The sequence below is a fragment of the Sphingobacteriales bacterium genome, from assembly GCA_016719635.1.
Taxonomy (GTDB): domain Bacteria; phylum Bacteroidota; class Bacteroidia; order Chitinophagales; family JADIYW01; genus JADJSS01.
Genome location: JADJYT010000016.1, coordinates 139,793 through 164,131, shown reverse-complemented (window position 1 = coordinate 164,131; position 24,339 = coordinate 139,793). Strand labels below are relative to the sequence as shown.

19 protein-coding genes and 2 pseudogenes are annotated in these 24,339 nt (G+C 39.0%); 15 read left to right on the top strand and 6 right to left on the bottom strand.

What is annotated here, in order from left to right; translation table 11 throughout:
* Positions 1-35 precede the first annotated feature (35 nt).
* From lptC to IPM95_15425, 13 genes and pseudogenes are all read left to right on the top strand, one after another.
* Positions 36-578: pseudogene (gene lptC / locus IPM95_15485) on the top strand (LPS export ABC transporter periplasmic protein LptC).
* Positions 556-741 carry a hypothetical protein gene (locus IPM95_15480; GenBank protein ID MBK9330659.1) on the top strand — a complete coding sequence of 62 codons (186 nt, stop codon included), beginning with the start codon at positions 556-558 and terminating at the stop codon, positions 739-741. Before lptC ends, IPM95_15480 begins: the two are co-directional and overlap by 23 nt.
* 89 nt (positions 742-830) lie before the next feature.
* Positions 831-2,093 (top strand): HlyC/CorC family transporter, encoded by a 1,263-nt coding sequence (locus IPM95_15475; GenBank protein MBK9330658.1) that lies wholly within the window; start codon positions 831-833, stop codon positions 2,091-2,093.
* Between the two features lie 106 nt (positions 2,094-2,199).
* Positions 2,200-4,371, top strand: a complete 2,172-nt coding sequence (locus IPM95_15470; GenBank protein ID MBK9330657.1) for a peptidylprolyl isomerase — start codon at positions 2,200-2,202, stop codon at positions 4,369-4,371.
* A 163-nt stretch (positions 4,372-4,534) separates the two neighbouring features.
* On the top strand, positions 4,535-6,049 hold the full coding sequence (locus IPM95_15465) for an alpha/beta hydrolase (GenBank protein MBK9330656.1): 1,515 nt from the start codon (positions 4,535-4,537) through the stop codon (positions 6,047-6,049).
* A gap of 5 nt (positions 6,050-6,054) precedes the next feature.
* On the top strand, positions 6,055-6,939 hold the full coding sequence (locus IPM95_15460) for a hypothetical protein (GenBank protein ID MBK9330655.1): 885 nt from the start codon (positions 6,055-6,057) through the stop codon (positions 6,937-6,939).
* A gap of 139 nt (positions 6,940-7,078) precedes the next feature.
* Complete coding sequence (locus IPM95_15455) at positions 7,079-8,611, top strand: alpha/beta hydrolase (protein ID MBK9330654.1); 1,533 nt, start codon at positions 7,079-7,081, stop codon at positions 8,609-8,611.
* A 5-nt stretch (positions 8,612-8,616) separates the two neighbouring features.
* Positions 8,617-9,459, top strand: coding sequence for a hypothetical protein (locus tag IPM95_15450; protein ID MBK9330653.1), 843 nt, complete (start codon positions 8,617-8,619; stop codon positions 9,457-9,459).
* A 142-nt stretch (positions 9,460-9,601) separates the two neighbouring features.
* Positions 9,602-10,713, top strand: a protein-coding gene (locus IPM95_15445) for an IS3 family transposase (protein ID MBK9330652.1) whose coding sequence is annotated in 2 segments (ribosomal slippage) — positions 9,602-9,848 and positions 9,848-10,713 — 1,113 coding nt in all. Because the reading frame shifts where the segments join, the coding sequence is not laid out codon by codon here.
* Positions 10,714-10,971: 258 nt separating this feature from the next.
* Positions 10,972-11,841, top strand: coding sequence for a hypothetical protein (locus tag IPM95_15440; protein MBK9330651.1), 870 nt, complete (start codon positions 10,972-10,974; stop codon positions 11,839-11,841).
* A gap of 54 nt (positions 11,842-11,895) precedes the next feature.
* Entirely contained in the window at positions 11,896-12,723 is an 828-nt protein-coding gene (locus IPM95_15435) for a hypothetical protein (protein MBK9330650.1), read from the top strand.
* Positions 12,724-12,800: 77 nt separating this feature from the next.
* Positions 12,801-13,307, top strand: a complete 507-nt coding sequence (locus IPM95_15430; GenBank protein ID MBK9330649.1) for a DUF2480 family protein — start codon at positions 12,801-12,803, stop codon at positions 13,305-13,307.
* Positions 13,308-13,746: 439 nt separating this feature from the next.
* Positions 13,747-14,676: a lytic transglycosylase domain-containing protein gene (locus IPM95_15425; protein MBK9330648.1), complete on the top strand. Its 930-nt coding sequence runs from the start codon at positions 13,747-13,749 to the stop codon at positions 14,674-14,676.
* Here the strand turns inward: IPM95_15425 and IPM95_15420 are convergent, their stop codons facing one another.
* The 6 genes and pseudogenes from IPM95_15420 to IPM95_15395 form a co-directional block, all read right to left on the bottom strand.
* On the bottom strand, positions 14,677-14,961 hold the full coding sequence (locus IPM95_15420) for a gliding motility-associated C-terminal domain-containing protein (GenBank protein ID MBK9330647.1): 285 nt from the start codon (positions 14,959-14,961) through the stop codon (positions 14,677-14,679). It lies immediately after the preceding gene.
* Between the two features lie 23 nt (positions 14,962-14,984).
* Positions 14,985-16,511, bottom strand: coding sequence for a hypothetical protein (locus tag IPM95_15415; protein MBK9330646.1), 1,527 nt, complete (start codon positions 16,509-16,511; stop codon positions 14,985-14,987).
* Positions 16,512-16,536: 25 nt separating this feature from the next.
* A complete protein-coding gene (locus IPM95_15410) occupies positions 16,537-16,848 on the bottom strand; it encodes a DUF86 domain-containing protein (GenBank protein MBK9330645.1) in 312 nt (103 codons plus the stop codon).
* Positions 16,829-17,137, bottom strand: coding sequence for a nucleotidyltransferase domain-containing protein (locus IPM95_15405; GenBank protein ID MBK9330644.1), 309 nt, complete (start codon positions 17,135-17,137; stop codon positions 16,829-16,831). The genes IPM95_15410 and IPM95_15405 overlap by 20 nt, the downstream gene beginning before the upstream one ends.
* 11 nt (positions 17,138-17,148) lie before the next feature.
* Positions 17,149-18,417 carry an insulinase family protein gene (locus IPM95_15400; GenBank protein MBK9330643.1) on the bottom strand — a complete coding sequence of 423 codons (1,269 nt, stop codon included), beginning with the start codon at positions 18,415-18,417 and terminating at the stop codon, positions 17,149-17,151.
* Positions 18,418-18,427: 10 nt separating this feature from the next.
* Positions 18,428-19,664: pseudogene (locus IPM95_15395) on the bottom strand (insulinase family protein).
* Between the two features lie 113 nt (positions 19,665-19,777).
* On the opposite strand from IPM95_15395, the gene mqnC reads away from it, so the two are divergent.
* On the top strand, positions 19,778-20,902 hold the full coding sequence (gene mqnC / locus IPM95_15390; GenBank protein MBK9330642.1) for a dehypoxanthine futalosine cyclase: 1,125 nt from the start codon (positions 19,778-19,780) through the stop codon (positions 20,900-20,902).
* A 246-nt stretch (positions 20,903-21,148) separates the two neighbouring features.
* Entirely contained in the window at positions 21,149-24,328 is a 3,180-nt protein-coding gene (locus IPM95_15385; GenBank protein MBK9330641.1) for a SusC/RagA family TonB-linked outer membrane protein, read from the top strand.
* The last annotated feature ends 11 nt before the right edge of the window (positions 24,329-24,339 follow it).

The window sequence follows — 24,339 nt, the reverse complement described above, 5'->3', positions numbered from 1 at the left end:
GCAGGTAATGAAAAAAAAGTTCACATCGATTTTATCTCTGCTGCTTCCTCGTCGCAGGCTGGAGTTTCACTTCGTGTCAGGAGAATGATTTGTCGAAGGTAAAAGCCCTGTTTAATGTACAGGATGCTGATGTAGAGGTGGCCGACAGTGTCCGGTTTTCCTATAAGGAAGGAGCATATACGCGCGCGGTGGTAACGGGGAAAACGGTAAAGCGGTTTATAAAAACACAGAGTAAGCTGGAATTTACAGACGGGTTGCTGGTGAAATTTTATGAACAGCTGAAATTGATTTCTGTGCTGAAAGCAGACTATGCGGAAAATAATGACGCCGAGCAGGTGGTGATAATATCCGGCAATGTGTACATGGAGAATGCCCGGAATGAAATTCTGGAGACACAGGCGCTTACCTGGAATATGCGGGATAAAAAGATATTTACCGACAAGTACATTAAGATACGAACACCCGATAATGTCATATACGGCGTCGGCTTTGATGCCAATGAAGATTTCTCTAATTACACCATCCGCCGGGTAACCGGAATAGTTGCAGTAGACGATGCTAAAGGATTTCAGGAATAAGGATGTGAAGCGTTGGCTGTTGCTGGCCCTTGTTACGCTGATAATCATTGTTGTCAGAACGATCCGTTACGGACTCTTTCAGGGTAAAGACTGGATGCTGTATGCCATTTTAATGGTCTCTGCCTTCTATATTTCTTACTATGGGAAGAAGAAAAACCAGTGAAGTCTTTTATTAAGCCGGGGGGTATATCATGCTGATTACACAAGAAAATAATTAAAAGCTTTGGCATTTCTTATTACCTTTGTTTTATTATGGGCATCACCATTTTCTTGATTCTGCTTACGCTCGTTTTTTCCGCCATTTTTTCAGGAATTGAAATCGCCTTCCTTTCTGCCAATAAATTAAAGATAGAGCTGAGTTATCAGCGGGGTACGCTTTCCGGCAAAATTCTGAATGACTACACAAAGAATCCTTCTAAATTTATTATCACCACACTTCTGGGGAACAACATTGCGCTGATTTCCTTTGGTATCCTTACGGCTTCCATACTGGAACCGTTCCTGGAAGATTATATCACATCTTCCTTTCTTATATTGGTTATACAAACGGTTATTACTACTTCTGTCGTGCTGATTTTGGGAGAATTTATTCCGAAAGTACTGTTCAAGGTGTTTGCAGATATCATTCTGCCTGTTATGGCCGTTCCGTTCAGAATTATACATTGGGTACTGACACCGGGTGTATTGCTGATTACCGGAATCTCGTCTTTGCTGTTTAAACTTGCAGGGGTAAAGGTTTCCGGGCACGATATTGAATTCTCATCGGTGGATTTAGAGAAATTTATCAAAGACCACAGTCAGACAGAAGGAGAAGAAGACGAGGAGGTTGACACGGAACTCTTTGAAAATGCACTCTATTTAAAGAAACTGAGAGTGCGTGACTGCATGGTGCCCCGCAGGGAGATAACAGCCATTGATATTACGGATTCGGTAGATGAACTTAAACAATTGATAATTAAAACCTATCATTCCCGTATTTTGGTCTTCAGGGATTCTGTAGACAAGATTGAAGGATATATCCATCATTTTGACCTGCATAAGAAACCCAAGACGATTGCTGATATGCTGATGCCGATAAAAGTGGTACCGGAAACGATGCATATCCAGAAGTTATTGAATGAATTTATCAAGGAAAATAAAAGCATTGCCTGGGTGGTCAATGAATACGGCGGAACGGCAGGAGTGATCACACTGGAAGATATCCTGGAAGAGATTTTCGGAGAGATAGAAGATGAATACGACAAGGATGAGTTGGTCGGGAATCAGTTGTCTAAGAATGAGTTTATCCTCTCCGGCAGACTGGAAATTGACCGCATCAACGAAGAGTATGATCTGGACATACCGGAAGGGGATTATGACACGCTTTCCGGATTCATCTTAAATCACCATGAAACCATACCGGAGAATAACGAGGTGATAGAAATTGGCAAATACCAGTTCAAAATCATGGACGTTTCGGATACTAAAATAGAAACCGTAAAGCTGATTATCATTGAAAACAATGGTAATCAATAGTTTAGAAATAAACAAAATCGGCATCCCGTCTCATTTTCAACCCGCCGGATTAGTACATTTTCAAATTAAATCTTATCTTTGCACTCTTTAAAAATCAAGATAGTTTATGGCAATTATTGGAAAAATAAGACAGCGCTCGTGGATTTTAGTTGGATTTATAGCAGTAGCGTTATTCATTTTTATTATCGAAGCGGCATTGGAAAGAAACTCTCTGTTCGGAGGTGGCGGTAAAAAAACATCCGTAGGTAAAGTTAACGGAGAGAGTATACAGGTGAATGATTATGGAAAGGCGATTACCAATTACGAGGAAGGGTTAAAGTTAATTAACCCGGGTGTACAGCTAAACGATCAGCTCCGTTCCCAGATACAGGACGAAGTCTGGAATACAATGGCCGCTAATCAGTTATTGGGAAAATCCTACTCATCTCTTGGGCTGAGTTTATCGCAGGGAGAAATAGCAGATTTGATGTGGGGGCCTCAGCCGCATCCTTTGGCTCAGCGCTTCCTGATGAAAGTGAGAGAGGTGAAACCGGATATCATCAATCAGGAAACCGGTCAGCTCGATCAGGGTAAGGTGAGGGAGTTCATTACCAATATCGATCAGACTGACAAACAAAATAAATCCAACTACAGAGAGCTGCTCGGGCATATCGAACAGCTGATTCAGGACGACCAGGTCAAACAAAAATATGCATCGCTCATCGCACAGTCTTACTACATGCCTTCGTTTATGGCAAAAGAAGTGATTGGTTCCGGGCGTACCGCAAAGGTATCTATTGTGAGCGTACCGTATGCCTCCCTTCCGGATGATAAGTACAAGGTCACCGACGATGAAATTACCGCATACCTGAAAGAAAATAAGGCGAAATACGAACAGGAGGCTGCCCGTGTGGTAGATGTGGTGACGTTCGATATCTTACCGTCAGCAGATGATACGGCGCAGACATTCGCCAAGATCAAGGAATTGCGGGATGGCTACCTGGCAGCTATGCCGAAAGATTCTGCTTTCATAGCAAGAAATTCTCAGCAGGGACCAAATGTGAATTATTATTCCAAAGAGGAAGTGCTGCAAACCAAACGCGATGCAGAAACCTTGTTCTCCTTGCCGGTAGGCACGCTTACAGAAATTCAGCCGGAAGGGTCATTCTATATGTTCACGAAAATCCTCGACCGCAGAGTGGCGCCGGATACGGTTCGCGCCGCACACATCTTATTGCCGATGGGCAATGGCAGCGATGACGAGAAAAAATCTGCGAATTCGATTGCAGACAGCTTAATCCGGGTGATTCAGTCCGGTGCGAAAAATTTCGGGCAGGTAGCGGTAGAAAATTCCAAAGATGAAGGTTCCAGAAGCAAAGGCGGTGACCTGGGCTATTTCACCCGCGGACAGATGGTGAAAGAATTCAACGATAAAGTGTTTTATGGCGGCATGGCACCCGGACAGATAGCAAAGGTGGAAACACCGTACGGTTTGCATATCATCCTGCTGATAGATGCCAAAGCCCCGAAAGTGCTTACCAAATTTGCTGATTTCGCGGTAGAATTGGTACCCAGCAATGAAACGGAAAAGATAGCATATGACAATGCCGTTTCGTTCCAGCAAAAGAACCAGACACCCGAGCAGTTTGACAAAGCCGCTAAGACACAAGCCTATTTCAAAAATAGTACGCTGACCCAAAATATGGTGGAAGTGCCGCAGGTAGGCTCCGCCCGCAAGCTGGTACAATGGGCTTTCCAGCAGGAAAAACCGAATGTGATCGATTTCTTTGACGCCGATAACAAATATGTCATTGCGAAGCTGAACAAGATCGTTTCAAAAGGATTGCCGAAAGCGGAGGAGGTAAGGGAAGAAATTTCACTGATACTGCGCAATGAGAAAAAAGGCAAGGACCTGGTGGCGCAGCTGAACAGTGCGGCAGCCGGAACAACGGACTTAAACACTATTGCGGCTAAAGTGAAAGATGCGGTGGTTTCAGATACGATTCAGGTTCGTTTATCATCGGGATATATACAGGGCCTGGGTGATGAACCGAAACTGGTGGGTACAGCGTTGGGTGTGCCGGTGGGCAAAACCTCCAAAGCGGTGGCCGGCGACAGGTTTGCCTTCATCGTTCAGCCTAAACAGGTGGATGCGCAGCCGGCGGAAATGTCCGGCGACATCAGCATGTATAAAAAGCAGATGCAAAGCATGTTCATCAGCCGGCTGAATTTCCAGACCATCTTTGAGTCCATCCTGAAGAAAGCCGATGTAACGGATACGAGATACAAGTTTTATTAATCAAACGCCATTCCCAACGGGAATCTCCATAAATAATATAAAAACGGAACCGCAAGGTTCCGTTTCTTTTTGTAAGAATAATGTTTGAAAAACACTACCTAAATTTTAGTATTGACAAATACGATTATTATTATTATGTTTACATATAATTAATAAGATTTTTATGAAAAAATCAAAAATCAAAAATCATACAGTATTAGCTATTATATTGTTGGGTTTCATGGCGGTAAGTTCTTGTAATAAACTGGAAGACAGAGTCCTTTTAGAATCTCCAAACAATAAAGCAATTAGTGCAAGAAAAGCCAACGGTGGAGATGAAACTGACTTAATGAACTATTATGCAAATTTATTTTCCCCGACAAGAGATATTGTGAAAATGAGAGACGCCGGTATTGAATTACCTCATACCGAAACAGGCATACAAGCTATGACGTATCCTGGTGGCGGTGGAGGAACCTGTAACGGAATATCAATTTTTGGAACATACTGTGGCCCGGGGTGTACACCAATTCCATATATACTTGACCCTTATGGAAATAAAATAAATGCAATGGCTCAATATGGAGCAGACGAAAGAAATATATATTATGTATATTACCCGTCAAATAAAAACCCAAATTCACCCGTTACTGTATTAATTCATGGAGGTGCATGGTTTCAGGGGCCTGATCCCGGTGTCGTGAATGGTTGGGCAACAAAGTTTGCCCCTGTAAATGATACTCAAAACCTTGTAAAGAATTTACTCGATAGTGGATTTGTTGTAGTTTCGGTACTTTACCGTTTGGCAAAATATGATACACAGGCTGTTGGAAATGATGTATCTATTCAAGATCAGATTAATGATATTGATGCTGCAATATGGCATATAAAAAGTAATTTCATAACGTGTTTGGCGTTAAGAGCGAATAGTATTCAGGTTTTAGGTGAAAGTGCGGGTGGGCATTTGGCATTGATGTGGGCATATACCGGTACGCATTCGACAACAACATATATCAAGTCGGTAATTTCTATGTACGCACCTACCAACCTACAGCAGTTTGGTAGGTTTTTAAAAGATGAAAGGCCAACCTCGCCATCTTTTAGTTGCGGTGGGAATTACAGACTAGGTAATCCATATTGGAATCCACCACCACCGTCTGATTTGCCATTTCATTTTTTCTTTGATATAGATGATTATTCAAAAATATCGGCATCGGTGCTTCCATTTGATTGTACAATATCAACACAAACGACATATAACCCACTGCCCTTTATCTACCCATATTATTATGCTATTACTATAACACCCACAACAAATTATAGAATACTCGATTTATATAAAATGTTAGAGAGTGGCGTAAAACAGCCTGTACCTATTCCATATTCCAGCAGTTTATTATCTGCTATTAGCCCTAAAGATGCTGCAAATGCTACTAGAAATATACCTACATTCATTATGCACGGCAAAGTGGATTGGTTAGTACCTTATAATAAATGTGCAGATGGAATGAAAAATAAGTTAAACAACCTAGGTGGTATTGACAGTTTACCAAACACCTCCAGCACATTGCCAACAACCTATCCAACGGCATACAAACATTATATGAAAATGTATGATAATGCCAACCATACTATGGATGGAGGAGATTTATTGCAAGTACGGAAAGATATCGTAAAATGGTTTTACGGACATAAATAACAGCGATGAGATACGTAACAAGACTAATTATACTGCTTGCAACTATAATACTCCTTATGGGTAGTTGTAAAAAAGAAAATGCTGTAACTGAAAATATATTGGATGGGAAGATAAAACAATTGGTGTTCAAAGACAGCTTAAATAACATTTATTCAAGATACAATTTCTATTACGACTCTTTAACGGCTGAAATACATTCAATCTATCGCAATGATACATTATTTTGTTTGTTCGACAGGTTAGATAATCATTTATTTAAACTAACTTTTATTAAAATGAATGATACTGTAAGTAAATATGTTCACACAAATAGTAATAATTCTGTTTTAACTTATAACACATTTAAAGAGGAAAATAATGCACAAAGAATTCCAATATATGCCAATTATACCAACTTATCTTTAGATACAGTTGTTTTAGAAGATTTTTTAGAATTCTATTCAGGCAACTCCTGTAGTCCTATGTTTTATAATGCAATAACTAATGTTAAATGTTATAATCTTACATTCGAGAATAATAATTGTAAAGAAGTTTTATTTTCGTATGATAATAAATTAATAGATCCTTGTAATCCAAGCCATGACACAGGTTCAATAGAGTTTACGTACACAAATATTAAAAATAATTTACAAGTTCCTTTTCAGAACCAATTTTTAGATTTTGGATCAAATTTTTACTTCGATTATTTTTATTTTACTTCACTTGCAGGATCTAATTTTGGAAAAGTAAATTATAATCTTATAAAGTCTAAAATTTACTACAATTATTTAGCTTCTATAAGATTCGATTACGATTATACTTTAAGTTCAGACGGAAGAGTATCTGAAATAAGTACTAGATTATCAGGTTCTGCAAATATTAGCAGTATAGCGGGTTTAACATATTACTGAATTTATGATTGTTTTCTTAAAACGGAACCAAAGGTTCCGTTTTTTGTTTAAAAATAATGTTTGAAAAACACTACCTAAATTTTAGTATTGACAAATACGATTATTATTATTATGTTTACATATAATTAATAATATTTTTATGAAAAAATCAAAAATCAAAAATCATACAGTATTTGCTATTATATTGTTGGGTTTCATGGCGGTATGTTCTTGTAATAAACTGGAAGACAATGTCCTGTCAGAATCTTCCGGTAGTAAATCTATAAGCGCAAGGAAGGGCAGTGGTGGTAATGAATTGGATTCGCTATATTATTACGCCAATCTGCTTTCCCCGACAAGGGATATATCTAATTTTAAAAACATAGGCGGTGTCTTGCCAGACTTCTCTACAATGTCAATTACACCACAAGCTGGCGGTGGTGGCGGTTCCGGTGATTGTTATACCCCTACACCATGTAATGGGATTACATTTCCATTGCAACCAGGTTGGGCATGTGATGTATATCCACCCAAAGATACTTTCAATAATGTTATTTCCTGTTACGGACACTATGGATCTGACCCTCGGCAAATGTATTATACTTACTATCCTACAAATAAAAATGCAAACTCACCAATTGTTGTACTTGTTCATGGTGGCGGGTGGGTGCTTGGACCAAATCAAGATAATATTCAAGGTTGTACATTTGGATTCACATTGAACAAACCTGATAATTTAGTAAAAAACTTATTAGATAATGGGTATGTCGTTGTTTCAGTATTATATCGGTTGGTAAAATATGGGAACAATAATTCAGAAATAACTCCAAACACAACAACTTGGCAGGAGCAAATTAATGATATTGATGCTGCAATCTTGCATATTAAAAATAATTTCCCTACTTGCTTGGATATTAATGCAAATAGTATTCAAATATTAGGAGAAAGTGCAGGTGGTCATTTAGCTTTAATGTGGGCATATACAAAGTCAAATGTAAGTTATGTAAAATCAGCAATTAGCATGTATGCGCCAACCAATTTACAACAATATGGTACTTATTTACAAAGTAAAACCAGTGGTATTTATAATTGTGGTGCAATTTATTATTATGTTCAAGTGCCACCAGCGAACGCATCATGTTCAAATGCATTACCATTTTCCCCTTTTTATTTTCCAGTTGATTTTAGTGATATTTATAAAGTTATAAATTCCTTTACTTTAACATGCATACCAAATTATTCTGTTTGTTATTGGTATGATGGTGCTTCTGGAAATACACCATTATCTAACTGGAGGATAATTGATACTTACAATGCAGTACAAAGTTCAACAGCCCAGGTAATTGCTACACCCAATACCAATAGCACATTAGCAACATATAGCCCAAGTAATGCATTAAATTCAAGTAGAATAATTCCGACTTTTATAATGCATGGAAATGCAAATAGTGACCATTTGGTTCCATATAGTCAATCAACAACTGGTATGGATACGAAATTTACGTCAGTCGGTGGTCTAATAGCAACACTAACAACAACAAATGCGTCTGTATCTTATAACTATAGTACTAATCCTTCTAAACATTTAATAAAATTATTTCCAGGTGCAGATCATGGCTGGGCAAACTTAACAGCTTCAGATTTAGTCACGGTAAGAGGCAATGTTATTACATGGTTAAACGGTCATAAATAATAAATATGAAATCACTTTCCGTTTTAATTAGTCGTATTTCCTTAATTATTTTAATAATTACAAGTTGTACTAAAAATGATATTCCCGTAAACATATTTTCCGGAAAAATAAAATCTATAGAGTTTAGAGACTCAGCTAATAATGGAGCTATATTGTATTTGGAATATGATAGTACTAACGGAAATCTAATTAAGACTAAAAATGACAGTTTACATTTTGAGATTAAAATAGGGGCCATAATTGATAATGAAATTGTTATTAGAAATAATATTACCTCACATCAAATTATAGTAAAAGTGTCTGTTACTAAAAATATTGAATCAATAATTTTATTGGATACAATTACTGCAATACGAACACCTTACATTTCTGCACATTATTATTCAAACAACGTTGATACTACAACAGAATATGGTGATGTATTTGTTTCTAATGTTCAAAACTATGGATTTGCTACGGATGGCTATAACTATTTAAAAAATACAGTTTCATGGTATATTAGTGATTTTTCAGGAGGGTATAATTATTATGAAGATACAGTTGATTATACTTTTTCGACACAAACATATAATACATATTTACCACTCCAAAATCCTTTACGATCGATACCATATGTTTTAAGCGGAAATATATTTGAAGATATTACGGCTGTAAATTTATTGGAATTAAATGGCTACACGATCTTTAAAAAAAATAAAAACTTAATTCAAACTGTACAATCTGCTAATTATGGTTATATAACTAAATTCAGTTATGTAATGAATGCTTTAAATCAGGTAACAGAGATGAATGTGTCCAACCCAAATGGCGTTGGAACTTCTATAAAATATAATTTGACTTACTATTAGCAAAATTCACAATCAGAAAGTTAAAACGGAACCATTCGGTTCCGTTTCTTGTTTAAAAATAATGTTTGAAAAACATGTAAGTGTCCCTAAAACTCAGACAGTTTAAAAATGGAGTAAAATTCTTAAATTTAAATTGTTTACTATGAAAAAGACACGCTTTACGGAAACGCAGATAGTTTCCATTTTAAAACAACAGGAAGGTGGCAGAACCACCAAAGAGATCTGTCGGGAGCATGGCATCTCGGATGCTACCTTTTACAACTGGAAGAGCAAATACGGAGGTATGGAAACCTCTGATGTAAGGAGACTCAAAGATTTGGAAGAGGAAAATTCCCGTCTGAAGAAGATGTACGCAGAATTAAGCCTGGATCACTCCATACTAAAGGATGTTATCTCAAAAAAAGGCTGGGGCTCTGCAAACAAAGGGAACTGACAGCATCCATAGTAAAGGATTATGAAGTTCCGGTGAGCAGGGCCTGTAAAATGACCTCATTACCTCGTTCTCAGTATTATTACCGGAGTAAGAAGGATGACACAGACGTGATTACAGAGCTGCAGGATTTAGCCTTTAAGCATCCATCCTATGGATTCAGGAAGTTATTTGCGTATCTGCGCAGAGCGGGCAAAAGCTGGAATCACAAACGGGTATATCGGGTTTATAAGCTATTAAAATTAAACAGAAAACGAAAAGGCAAAAGGAGGTTGCCGGCGAGAGTAAAACAACCATTGGTACAGCAGAGTCATATCAATCAGAGCTGGAGCATGGATTTCATGAGTGACAGTATGGTGGGGAACCGAAAGTTCAGGACATTTAATGTGATGGATGATGGATCGAGAGAAGTACTGGCTATAGAGATAGACACCTCCCTTTCTGCTAAAAGAGTCATCAGGACATTGCAACAGATTATTGGGTACAGAGGAAAGCCACGCATGATAAGAACAGACAACGGTCCGGAATTTACCTCCAAAGACTTTGAACTATGGTGTACAGACAATGAAATAAAACTTCAGTTCATACAGCCAGGAAGACCAATGCAGAATGGCTATATAGAACGATTTAACCGATTATACAGGGAAGCAGTATTGGATGCCTACCTGTTTTTTGAACTGAACGAAGTAAGAATACTCACAGCAGAATGGATAGAAGAATACAATAACAGACGACCTCACGAATCTTTACAGAATCAAACACCCAATGAATGGAAAATTAATTTATTAAATCAAACAAATACTCTAAATTTGACTGTCCGATAAATGGGGTACTTACATTCTTTATCAAATGTGAATTTAGGAGGGTTAATAGGTAAATATAATAACACTGGTAAAAATCTATTTGGGCAGAATACAGCACCACTTTTACCAATCTCAATACCACCGAGTTCCAGTTATGCAACAACAATAAATAAACATATTATAAAGACATATACAGGTGCTGGACATGGTGTTGAGTACAATGCAAATGTACAGCCTGATGTATTAACATGGTTAAATGGACATTAAACAAAATGATACATGAAAAATAATATTCTATCATTATGGTTATTTGGTATTTTTTTTTGTTCAATATACTCTTGTGAAAATGAGAGTGTGAATAATCCCGGATATAATCTGAATGGAAAAATTAAAACATTAATACAATATGATGCAGATACGTCTGGTTCTACAGTCAGTAGATATAATTATTATTATGATACAATTTCAGGACTTCTAAAGAAAGTAGAAATACAATATAGGTACTTAGGGGAATATTATACTACAAATATCGTTTTCATTAGTCATATTGATAATAATACAATATTGTATGATAATTTTGAAGAAGGAAGTCATAAAGAAAAGTATAGAATTTTATTAGATGGGAAACAGATTATAGGCATTTATTCGGTAGATACATTAACAGAAGATGAAAATATTGTCACTACCGTTCACTTTAATAACAATACTATTGATTCAATTATAGATGCCGGTTCGTTTTATGCGCTGGCTAGTGATATTAATTTATATGATTTTTTGTACAGCAACAGTAATTGCACAAAATTTAAATCAACATGGTCAGACTATATGAGCGGCAATATAAATTTTAATCAGGAGGAATGTGTTCTTACTTATAATTCTTTAAAGAATACAAACATGGTACAGTTTCAGTCAATAGGAGAGTACAATGCAACAGTAATGGGTTTTATAGGATATTTATTAGGAATAGATGGCTATTATTTATTGAAACCAAATTACAATCTGCTTGATAGTATAAACAGAACACATCCTTCAAGATATACAATAAAATATGATTATACATTTAGCCAGAATAATATTACAAGAATACAGATTTCATATCCGCCTGGTTCTAGTGAATTTAATCGTTATAATGATATGACTTACTATTAAAGATTCTGTTCGCTCCAATATTTTAGTATGGTTAAACGGTCATAAGTAAAAATCATGAGATATAGATTATATATTTATTTGGTGAGTTATCTTATATTAAATGCTTGTCAAAAAAATGATCCTGTAACAAAGGGACGTTTTCACGGAAAGTTGAAATCAGTATTAGAATACAGGGATACTTTGTATGGCAATTATACATTTGAATACGATTCTTTATCGTTGAAACTGAAAAGAGTAAGAAACTTTAATGAGTTATACATTGATTTAAAAGATATCAATAACAATAAAATAGAAGTTAAATATTCACTTAAGGAGATGTTTTCAGGGACCAATTATACCAAGACAGTATATGCATATATTGAAAGTAATAAAATAAGAAGGTTTACACAATTAGACACTATCAGCACTACAGAAAACGACATCATGTATATTGACTATGATTCAGTTTACATTGATTCCATATATACATCAGGAATTTACCCGGTCGTCGCAGACATTAGTTATTCTGATTATAGTTTTGAAGAGCAGAATTGTACGCATTTATTGGCAAGTTACACTACCTATTCGGTAGGCGGTGGTGGAACCTCTCATGTTGATACTGTTCATTATACATATTCTACTATCCCGTTTAGTAAATATATTCCTTATCAAATGTCACCATTCCATTTTCTTAATGGTTTTGATGCATTGGATCCTTCATTTATTTTGGGCATTAATGACATATACAGTAACTCACCAAATAAAAATCTTATTCAAAGATTTCAAAGTGTTTATTTTTTGTCGAATGATTCCTATAGTATTTCATATCAGGTGAATTCTTTAAATCAGGTTATTAAAATGGATATTGGTTCAATATCTTATGTGTTTGAGTATTTTGAATAATTGATATATACTTGTTGTTAAACGGAACCATTCGGTTCCGTTTCTTGTTTTACAGGAATTTGGTATATTGCACGAACATGTCGGAAACACTCATCAATAAAGTGGCGCAAAGCGGGCTGATTACACTCGACCTGGAAGATTTTTTTCCGAAAGAGGAAATCGTGGCGCTGGATATCAGGGACTTTCTGTTTCGCGGGCTGATCCTCAAAGAGCTGGAATTCCGGGCATCGCTGAAAGCAACCGATTGGGCTGTTTACCAAAACAAAATAGTGGCGGTGCATTGCTCCACCGATGCCATCGTCCCGCAATGGGCATGGATGCTGCTGGCAACATATCTCACCAACAGCACCTCCCGCTTTTTTTTCGGCAGCAAAGAAGAAGTGGAACAGAAATTGTTCTTACTGAACCTGAGAAATATCGACGAAAAGAAATACAGCGGCGAACGGGTGGTCATCAAAGGATGCGGCACCAAAACGCTGAGCGGCGAAGCGTATCTGGAGATCACCAAAAAATTGCAGCCTGTTGTAAAATCGCTGATGTTCGGCGAACCCTGTTCTACTGTACCGGTGTATAAGAAGAAGTGAGTTATACGGAATAAAGTTATTTCAATAACAGTTTATCTTTTGACGGATAATGGTTTCGGGATGGATAAAGGTTAAATGTAAGTTGCTTGTTGTATAGATAAAATAAAAGTGGGAAGGTGGAATATAAGAGCAAAATGTTGAACAATGTAGGATGTAAAGAAGCGTGGGCTGTCAAAACGCGTAGCAAAGCGTAGGCAGGTAGCGTAGGACGATCGTTTTGGCTTGATTTTTTGTTTCTTTTTTATCAAGAAAAAAGAAAGACAAAGAATAAGAAGAAATGTATCATGATAATGTTGTGCATCCAACCACAGAAGAGTTTATTTTTCGAAAATGCTTTTTATTTACTTTCCTGTCTGCCGGCACGAAGGGTTGCATAAAAAAGTAAAAATCAAACAAACAATAAATTATAACTTCATCTTTAGTATCACACAGCAAGCCCATGAATAAAAACAGCCTCTCTTTCGCACTCGGGTTCTTCGCCTTCGCCATCCTGGCATTATTTATCAATGCCACGACGGACGGGTTAAATGCGTATTTCCCGTTTATAAAGACGAAAGAAAAACAGGAAAACCTGGCGCTGCCGGTACAGACGACGTATGCCGTAAAGATTCCGGCTGCCGTGGAGTTTGCCGGAGAACCTGTCCTGCTCGACGATCCGGAAGTGCGCGAACGGCTCGACAGGGAATTGACGGTGAATGCCTACTGGCAGTCTTCCACCATCCTGATGTTTAAACGCGCCAACCGCTGGTTGCCGACTATTGAGAAAATGTTAAAGGAAGACACCATCCCGGATGACTTTAAATACCTTTGTATGGCGGAAAGCGGATTTGATAATGTGGTGTCCCCTTCCGGTGCCGCCGGGTTCTGGCAGATTATGAAAGTGACCGCTGCGCAGTATGGCCTCCTGATCAATAACGAAATAGATGAACGATATCATATTGAAAAGGCTACAAAGGCGGCGTGCAGGTATCTGAAAGATTCCAAAGAAAAAACCGGCTCGTGGACGGCTGCTGCTGCTGCTTATAATATGGGAATTTCGGGAGTAATCCGCCAGCAGACTCTGCAGGGCGAAACAGCCTATTATCACCTGTTGCTGAATTCCGAAACCAGCAGATACGTGCAGCGTATCGTAGCGCTCAAAATCATCCACCAGCATCAGAAAGATTTTGGATTTTATTTAAACAAGGAAGATTTATATCCCGAATGGCAAACGACCACACAGCAAGTGTCCGGCACGGTAAACTGGGTAGACTTTGCCAAACAGAATAATATCAGCTATAAGATGCTGCGCATCTATAATCCGTGGATTCGGGATTTCTCGATGTTGAATAAAGGGAATCGAACCTATGAGGTGAAAATTCCTGTGTAGTTACCGTAGCAGCATGACCGTACCCGTCTCGGTATAATCCAGGTCATTCTTTCCCTTGTATTTCAGGATAAAGATATAGGAATCCAGTTGTGCCGGAGTGCCCCTGAAAATCCCGTCCCAGCTTGCATTGACATCGTTGGTGGAAAATACCAGCTGATACCAGCGGTCGTATATCTTAAAATCATAACCGGTGGATTGTGCATACAACAGGAACGGTTTAAACGTCCTGTTCACGCCATCCGGCACAAAGGCCTGCGGAATGAAGGCTTTCGGCTCAGGTTGCACACATATGATGTTGGAGCGGCTGACTAACGTTTCCCGGGGAGCCTTGTCATTGTTGTTGGTAAAAAGGCGGTTATCCTGTAACACACCTCATCCAGGGAATCTCTGGAATAATCGAACAGGCTGTTCTCCAGATAGGAGGTTTGCGTTCTGTTGAAGGTGCCCAGCTCTACCGTATCGGTGCCTGTAATTTTTTCCAGCACAAAATGCTGAAAGTGGATGTTCTGGATTTCGAAACCACTCCACAGTATATCTGCTTTATTGTTGCTCTTCTTCTTTATCCCTATGCGCAACGTGGTGGCGGTATCAGAAGAGTGTGTGCTGAAACAGCTGTCCACCAGATTAACTCTATAGGTAAAGGTTTGACTGTTGACATCTAATCCTTCATCGGAGAATAGGTAGGTGAAAGGATCGGGTTCATCCGGAATATTGATGATAGGCGAAAAAACGATACCGTCATTGCTTCTCTGTAAGATGATGGTCTTCGGCGGTGCGGCTGCGGTATCTCGTTTGTAATCGATGATGACATTTCCATTCTCTACCGTAATGTTGCGGATGTAATCATTGACCGGTTTCTGTATAACATCCGCACTGAAGCATCGTTCATTGGAGAAGGCGGTGCTGCCATTGGGCAGATTTCCTTTGATGCGGACACATACAGAATCCCGGAACGGAATATTTTGCAAGAGAAAATTGGTGGTGGAAGAGGCAACTGTTCCGTCTGTGGTAAATGCACCGCGGTTAATGCTTTTTTGAATTTCATAATTCACCACCTGTGCGCCGCCTGTTTTATAGGGTTGCCAGGATACATTGGCCGTTTGGGTACATCGGTCGGGAGCGGATACCTGCATCAGGATGGTGCGGTGGTCAGCACTGTCCGGTGTAATGGCGCCCTGAAGTCCGGCAGGGTCTTCGCAAAACTCCAGGGAACGTACCTTGTATCGGATGGCGGAAGCATCCGGGTTGTTGTCCATGTCCGTGTAAGCGGTATTCAATCTTCCAGATACGGTATCCGGTGTGGTAAATCCATCTCTGTCATTATAGACCAGATAGGCCGTTACTTCCGGCGAAGGGGCAGGCACCCAGTTCAGCTGTACCCGGCCATTGATAACGGTGGCATTGATGATAACGGTGTATGGCTGCGGTTTCTCATTGTTGAGGGTGTCGGAAGTAATGCTTGCTGGTGGCGCAGGGTTGTTGCAGCTGCCTCGGTTAATCATGAAAAAATGAACCGTTTGTCCGCCGCTGACAACGGATAAGAGTACCGTCGTCTGCAATGGATTGGTCAGTGTGGTGTCTAATGTGTAAGGGCCGTTCTTGCTGCCGACAGAGGTGTAGATTTCATATCCTGCAAAACAGGGATTGGGTGTCACCGGCAAAGCCCAGTTGAGTTCCATCTGGCTGGCATTGTTGCGGACACAAACCAATTTCGGAGCTTCGTATTCCGTTTGAGCAACGCTGATAGAAGTATATAAAATACAAACTGCCCATAAGATGGTTAAATATAGATGCTTAAATTCAAGTCTTCTGCGGGCTGGGTTATCTGTTTCCATCTTCCTCTGATAATATTTCATTTAATTAATGATAAAGTTCAGGAATCCTGTTTGATATAACATCCCAAACAATTTCGTAATCGACACCGAAGTAATCATGAATCAGTTTGTCTCGCATTTTTGCCATCTCTCTCCATTTTATGAAAAAGAATTTATCTTTGGTCTCAGCGTCTATCTTCTTTGAAGCCTCACCTATAATTTCCAGGCTTCTTATAATGGCTCTCTTCCACGTTTCATCATTGCACAAATCATCAAAGGATTTATTCTCGGAAGATTCGGCGATATATTTTGCTTCGATATAAATATGTCTGATTATTTCAATCGATGATTTGTACATATTGTATTTCTTTTTCTATGTAAGGGAATATGTGTTTACTCACCGATTCTTTTGTTACCAATTCTACGTCTTTATGGAAAGACAGTTCCAGGAAATCTATTAACTCTAAAAAATTACTCAGACTCTTTTTCCCCTGTTGATACTCCACTAGAAAATCAATATCACTGTTTTCCGATGCATTGTTGCGAGCATACGATCCAAATAATCCGATACGTTTAATATTGTATTTGCGCAACTCATTCTTGTGTTGTACTAAAAAGCTAAGGATATCAGTATTTCGTAATAACATAATTTCTTAAATCAACCGACCGCCACTTCCAGCATATTCTCCTTCAGGAGATACTGTTGCGCCAGTCGCTGTAAAGATACGGCATCCGTCTGTCTTAATGTTTCCACGATTTCGGAGAATTTGTGAATATTAACATTTTCTATGCTATAGCTTTTAAAGACTTCCGCCTGATTGAAGGGTCCGTCTGTTCTGCCCAAAAATTTCCCCAACAGGTAATTTCTGGCTAAGGCGATTTCCGCTTCCGGAATACGTTCATTCTGTAAACGTTCCATTTCCGAATATATTTCACGAAGGCAGACCTCCACATTTTCAAGATTGGTGTCCGTTTGTATGGAAAAAAGACCGGCATGTTTCAGGGTAAACAACCCTGAATGGATGCCGTAGGTAAGCCCCTTGTCTTCGCGGATATTACTCATCAGCCTGGAACCGAAATAACCGCCAAAGATGGTATTGAGCAGGACAAAGGCGGCATAGTCATCATGTTGTTTATTAAACAGAACGTTTCCTATCACGATGGAAGCCTGAACGGATTTCTCTTTCCTGATGTGCAGTACATTACGTTCAAAAGCAGGAATGGCGGGAATAGCCTTTACATCTGCTTGTCCATGTCTGTATTCTTTACTCCATCCGCCTAACACACGGTCCAGGACTTTCAACTCGTCTTGGCCATATTTGCCGGCGATGAACACGGTGCATTTTGCCGGGCACAATTCCCGTTGATAGTAGTGGAGTAAATGTTCCCGGGTCAGTTGTTCTATTTTCTCTCTGGTCGTTTCATATCCATACGGATGCCTGTTTCCGAAAATCTGTTTTTTGAAAGCATTGTCCGCCAGATAATCGTTTTTTTCAAGGGATAAGGAGAGATTCGCCAGCGATTTTCTTTTTTGGTGTTCCAGTTCCTGTTCGGGAAAGATACATTCGTTCAGGCAAAGGATGGCATGAGATAAGGTCTGCTCCAGATATCGGTTCATACAATAAATGGATACCGTAAAAGAATTGAATCCGGAAGCGCTTTTTAGGGTGCTGCCCAGCGAGTCAATCATCTCATTGATTTCAAAGGAAGTGTACTTCGAAGTTCCGCTTTTAAAAAGGCTGGCAACGAAGGCAGACTGCAGCGGGAGGGTTTCTGTCCACCTGCCGGCATTGAATATCAGATCAATGCGTAAGATATCATTCTTGGTGCCGTTGAAACCGAATAAGGGAATGTTGTTTTGCAGGGGGATTTTTTCCGGCTCCGGAAAAACGATTTTATCAATCTCGTGTATGGCAGGTAAGGTCATTTAAATGGATTTATTGTCTTTTCAGGTAATAGAGGGTGTTGCTTTTTTCTTTTACAAATAGTGCGCGTGCGTATTTTTGGATGTCCGGTGCGCTGACGGCCTCATACTGTTTTTCTTCTGCATTGATGAGGTTGGCATCACCCAGCAACTCATAGTATGCCAGGCTGACCGCCCGGTTCAGGAGGCTCGCTTCGGAAAAATTCATATAGGTCAGCATCTTGTTCTTGCATTTTTGCAGCTCCTGCTCTCGCACAAAATCCGCTTTCAGTTTTTCCAGCTCTTCCCAGATAAGTTCCGTTGCCTTTTCTACATCATATCCGTCAGATACCTTGCCTTCCAGCGTGAATACACCCACATCATTGCTGGCGGAAATATGGGCGTCAATTTCTACAAATGCCTTTTCTTTTTTAACCAGTGCTTCATGCAGCCGGGAAGAAGTGCCGTTGGACAGGATATCTGAAATGACATCTGCGGTATAATAATCCGGATGTAGGCGGTCACACATTTTGAAAGCGATGAAGATCATATTTAACGGGACATCTTCCTGTACCGTTTTTTCTTTTGCTTCAGTCTGTTCCGGCTCGCTGAATTTCTTTTTCTTCCAGAGTTACAGACGGTAATTCTTCAAAATATTGTCTTGCCAGGCGGTCAGCGGTTTCTTTTTCAATATTTCCTGCTATCACCAGAATGGCATTATTGGGGGCGTAATACTTGTCATAAAAAGATTGGACATCTTTAAGGGTGGCATCTTCTACGTGTTTCAGTGATTTGCCTATAGTGGGCCATTTATAAGGATGTGTTTCGTATACCATCTCCCGCAGCAGATGCCAGGCATTTCCATACGGCAGGTTGATATAATTTTCCTTGAACTCTTCACACACCACCTTGCGCTGAACGGACAGGCTTTTAGCATTGATGTTTAAGTTAAACATCCGGTCTGCCTCCAGGCATAACGGAATCTCAACATTTGCGGCCGGAACGGTATCGTAATAATTGGTATAGTCATTGTTGGTAAACGCATTGTTCTCCCCGCCGGCAGCCTGCAATGGTTTGTCAAAATCAGAAAAATTTTTGCTGCCGCTGAACATCAGGTGCTCGAACAGATGCGCAAAACCCGTTCTGGTTTCTTCTTCATGTTTGGAGCCTACCTTGTAGAGCATATTGACCACCACAAAAGGGGTTGTCGTATCCTGGTGATGAATAAGCGTCAGCCCGTTTTTAAATACTTCTTTACTGTAATCAATCATCCTGCAAAAGTACGTTTTTTTAAATTTAAAATCTTTGAAGGGAACTTCCCTCTAAAAGCTGTAGAATTGTCTGTATAACTTTTTAACCGTACTTTTGTTTTAAGTGAGAAATAATGAACTTATCTGATTTATACCAAAAATCACTCCGTCTTGAATTCCTTACGATAGAAGAAGGGGTTTTCTTGTTTGAACAGGCACCAACCGCCGAATTGATGGCCATCGGGCATCAGCTGCGCAAGATCCAGAAACCGGACAATATCGTTACCTGGCAGATTGACCGGAATGTGAATACGACCAATGTCTGTGTCGCCAATTGTAAATTCTGTAACTTTTACAGAAAACCCGGACATGAAGAGGCTTACATAACGGATATAGAAACCTATAAGAAGAAAATCGACGAGACCATCCAATACGGAGGAGATCAGTTACTTTTACAGGGCGGGCATCATCCGGACCTGGGCCTGAAATTTTACGCAGATACATTCTCAGCAATCAAGAAATTATATCCCGAAATAAAATTACACGCGCTCGGGCCTCCCGAGATTGCCCATATCAGCAAGCTGGAAGGTTTGTCGCATACGGAAGTATTGAAAGAACTAAAAAAGGCCGGACTGGATTCATTGCCGGGTGCGGGTGCGGAGATACTAAACGATCGGGTAAGGAGGTTGCTGGCTAAAGGCAAATGCAGCGGTGAGGAATGGCTGAATGTGATGCGTGCGGCGCACCAGCTGCATATCACCACTTCTGCCACTATGATGTTCGGTCATATTGAGACGATTTATGAGCGAATGGAGCACCTGGTCTGGATACGGCAGGTGCAGAGCGAAAAACCCGCTGATGCCAAGGGTTTTCTGGCTTTTATACCATGGCCCTATCAGGATGAAGGCACCTTGCTGAAAAAGATGCGCAATATCCGCAATCAGGTGACGGGGGATGAATACATCCGGATGCTGGCGATAAGCAGGATGATGTTGCCGAATATCAAGAATATTCAGGCATCCTGGCTGACGGTCGGAAAAAATGTGGCACAATTATGCCTGCAGGCCGGTGCCAATGATTTTGGTTCGATTATGATAGAGGAAAATGTCGTTTCCGCCGCCGGTGCACCGCATCGCTTTACCTCTAAAAGCATTCAGGACGCGATACGTGCTGCCGGATTTGAACCAAGGCTCAGAAATCAGCAGTATGAGTTCAGGCAAATGCCGGAATACATAGAAGAACAGGTAATAGATTATTAATCTGGAATAGCCCGAAAGACCTTTATTTTGTTGGGTTTTACGGGTATCGGATACCGGTTGAAAACAGGGAATCACTGAAGGCGTAAAAGAAACCAATACCGGATTGTTTGTATATTTCCGGAGAAACACCATTATTCCATTAAAAATTCTTAAAAAATTTCTTGTTTCTTAAAAAAATGTAGTAATATTGCGGATTAACATACATTTAACTTCTTTAAGAATTATTAACAAAACCAGTTAGTCTTTATGAAAAAAACGCTATTATTATGGTTATTTGGGTTGTTGTTGACAGCTCAGGTATTTGCGCAGAACCGCTCCCTTAGCGGTACTGTAAAGGATGCAGCCACCGGTGAGGCACTGATAGGTGTGAACGTTACAGGAAAAGGTACAACAATAGGCACTGTTACGGACATTGATGGAAAGTACACATTGGAATTGCCTAAAGATGTAACCAATCTGGTGTTCTCTTATGTTGGATACACCAATTTAGAAAAACCGATTACTGCCTTAAAGATAGATGCAGCCATGGCATTGGAAGGTAAGGTATTGGAAGAGTTGGTGGTAACTGCATTGGGTGTGAAGAAAGAAGAGAAGTCCCTTTCTTACTCGGTACAAAAAATAGGAGGTGAGGAAATCACCAAATCGAGAGAGGCTAATATCGTTAATCAGCTAAGCGGTAGAATCTCCGGTGTTCAGGTAACGAGCAGTTCCGGTGCCCCAGGAGCTTCTGCAAGATTAATAATAAGAGGTGCTTCGACTATTACAGGAAGCAATCAACCTTTATATATTGTAGACGGTATTCCGTTAGACAATAGAAGTTTTTCAGAAGCTACTGCGGGTGGAGGTTATGATGTTCCAAATGGTATAAATTCAATTAATTCAGATGATATTGAAGATATTCAAATATTAAAAGGATCAGCAGCATCTGCACTATATGGTGTAAGAGCTTCGAATGGGGTTGTTTTAATAACCACAAAAAAGGGAAAGTTTAATAAGGACAAAAAACCAATTGGGGTTGAAATTAACACTTCATTAGAATTCCAGACTCCATTCATTCTGCCGGATTTTCAAAATTCATACGGACAAGGAGACGGCATTGTGACAAATAATGAGCTTAATAGTGCTAATTTCTTTGATGTAAATGAATCAGGCAAAGATGATGAAAGCTGGGGGCCGCCATTAGATAAAGGATTGGAGTTTGTACAGTGGAATTCTTATACAGTTGGTGGCAAACCTTTGCCTTGGATTTCCAGGCCTAATAATATAAGAGATATATATAGGATTGGTATAACTGCTAATAACAGCGTTGCACTCTCTGGTGCAACTGACAAAGCTACTTACAGATTGTCATTTGGTAGTTTAAATCAAAAGGGCATGCTTCCTAATACAGATTATAATAGATATACGATTGGGTTAAATTCTTCTTATAAATTACTAGATAATTTAATTTCAAGCTTTTCATTAACCTATTCCAAGGATATGTCCGGTAACTTGCCAACAGCAGGTTATGATGCAGATAATGTTTTGCAACAAACTATCTGGTCTGCACGTAATGTTGATTTCAATGCATTGAAAGATTGGAGGAATTTGCCCTTAATTACAGATGAAACTTCAACTGGTTTTGGAACGCCATTAAATTGGAACGCAAGATATCAGAATAACCCTTTTTGGGTTCTCGATAATAACCTGAATAAATATAACAGGGATCGATTAATTGGTAACATTCAATTAAATTATAATGTTCATAAATATGTTTCCGTGATGGTTCGCTCAGGTGTTGACTTTTTCTCACAAATAATAACAGAACAAAAAGCCAAAGGTACACAAGATAATAAAGATGGATATTACAGAGAACTTCACAGACGATCGTATGAAATTAATACAGATATATTATTGACTTATAGCCAATCCTTTTTGAAAGATAGATTGTCGCTGGCTTTAAATGCAGGTGGTACTCTTAATCAACAACGATTAAGAGATGCAGATATGACAGCAAATGCATTGGAGGTAGCTGGATTGTATACAATAGCAAATATTAAGTCTGGTCAATCAGTTACTGCATCTGTTGAAACTGTACAAAGCGATTTAAATACAATCAGAACTTTTGGCGAAATTTCATGGGATAGATTCATTTATCTAAATTATACCCTGACAAATGACTGGTCATCCAGATTGCCAAAGGCAAATAACAGTTTCTTATCTTACTCTGTTGGTGGAAGTTTTGTAGCATCTGAGTTGATTAAGAAACAACAGGATATACTATCTTTCTTGAAAATAAGAGGTTCTTATGCCAGTGTGGGCAATTTTGGTGCATTGGTTCCTTACAGAACTAATCAGACCTATGCTATAAGAGATCAGATTCCATTAGGCACTACATTATTTTACGATCCAGCGTCATTAAACAACCCTAATCTTAAACCAGAAAGATCGAATGAATGGGAAGTAGGATTAGATTTAAGGTTGTATAAAAATAGATTTAGGATAAATGCAACATATTATGATAAAACTAGTAAAGATTTGTTAATGCAAACACCTGTTTCTGCGGCATCAGGATACACGACTGCATGGAAAAATGCAGGAAAAATGAATAATAAAGGCGTAGAATTACAATTTGGAGCTACTCTGTTAGATAAGAAGGATTATAAAATTGACATAGATTTTAACTGGGCAAAAAATTATAATAAGGTTTTATCAGTTGGGGAAGGTCAAACGGCACTGATTCTTGGTAATGATGGATGGGGGACTACATTAGAAGCAGAAGTTGGGCAACCATATGGATCAATTAGAGGTCTTGGATTTATGAGAGCACCAGATGGTCAAGTCATATTTAAGGATGGAGTTCCTGTTATAGATCCAACTAAAAAGACATTTGGTACAATTCAACCTAAATGGACAGGAGGCGTAAGTTTATCTGTCAATATTAAGGGGGTAACAATCTCAACTTTAATTGATATGAAAATTGGAGGCGTTCTTAGAAGTATGACCTATTCATTTGGTAGATATGCTGGCACACTAGCAGAAACATTATATGGGAGAGAGACAGGGATAGTCGGAGAAGGGGTTAAAAACATTGGTAGTGATGACGATCCGGTTTTTGTGCCAAATGATGTTGTTGTCAGAGCTGATTTTTACAATCAAACTGTATACTCTAATAAAAATGTTGAAAATGGAGTTTTAGACGCTTCCTATATTAAATGGAGAAGATTATTTGTGGGGTATACTTTGCCTGCTAAAGCTTTGAAAAATACAAAAGTACAGGAAGTAGGGTTTGGTGTTGTTGCCAGCAATATCCTGATTATATATAGAAAAGCTCCTCATATTGATCCTGAAACAGCTTTTAGTGATGCCAATGGTACACAAGGGCTAGAATTTGGACAAATGCCAGCAGCAAGAAGTATAGGGTTTAATTTTAATATAAAATTTTAAATAATTTAAAA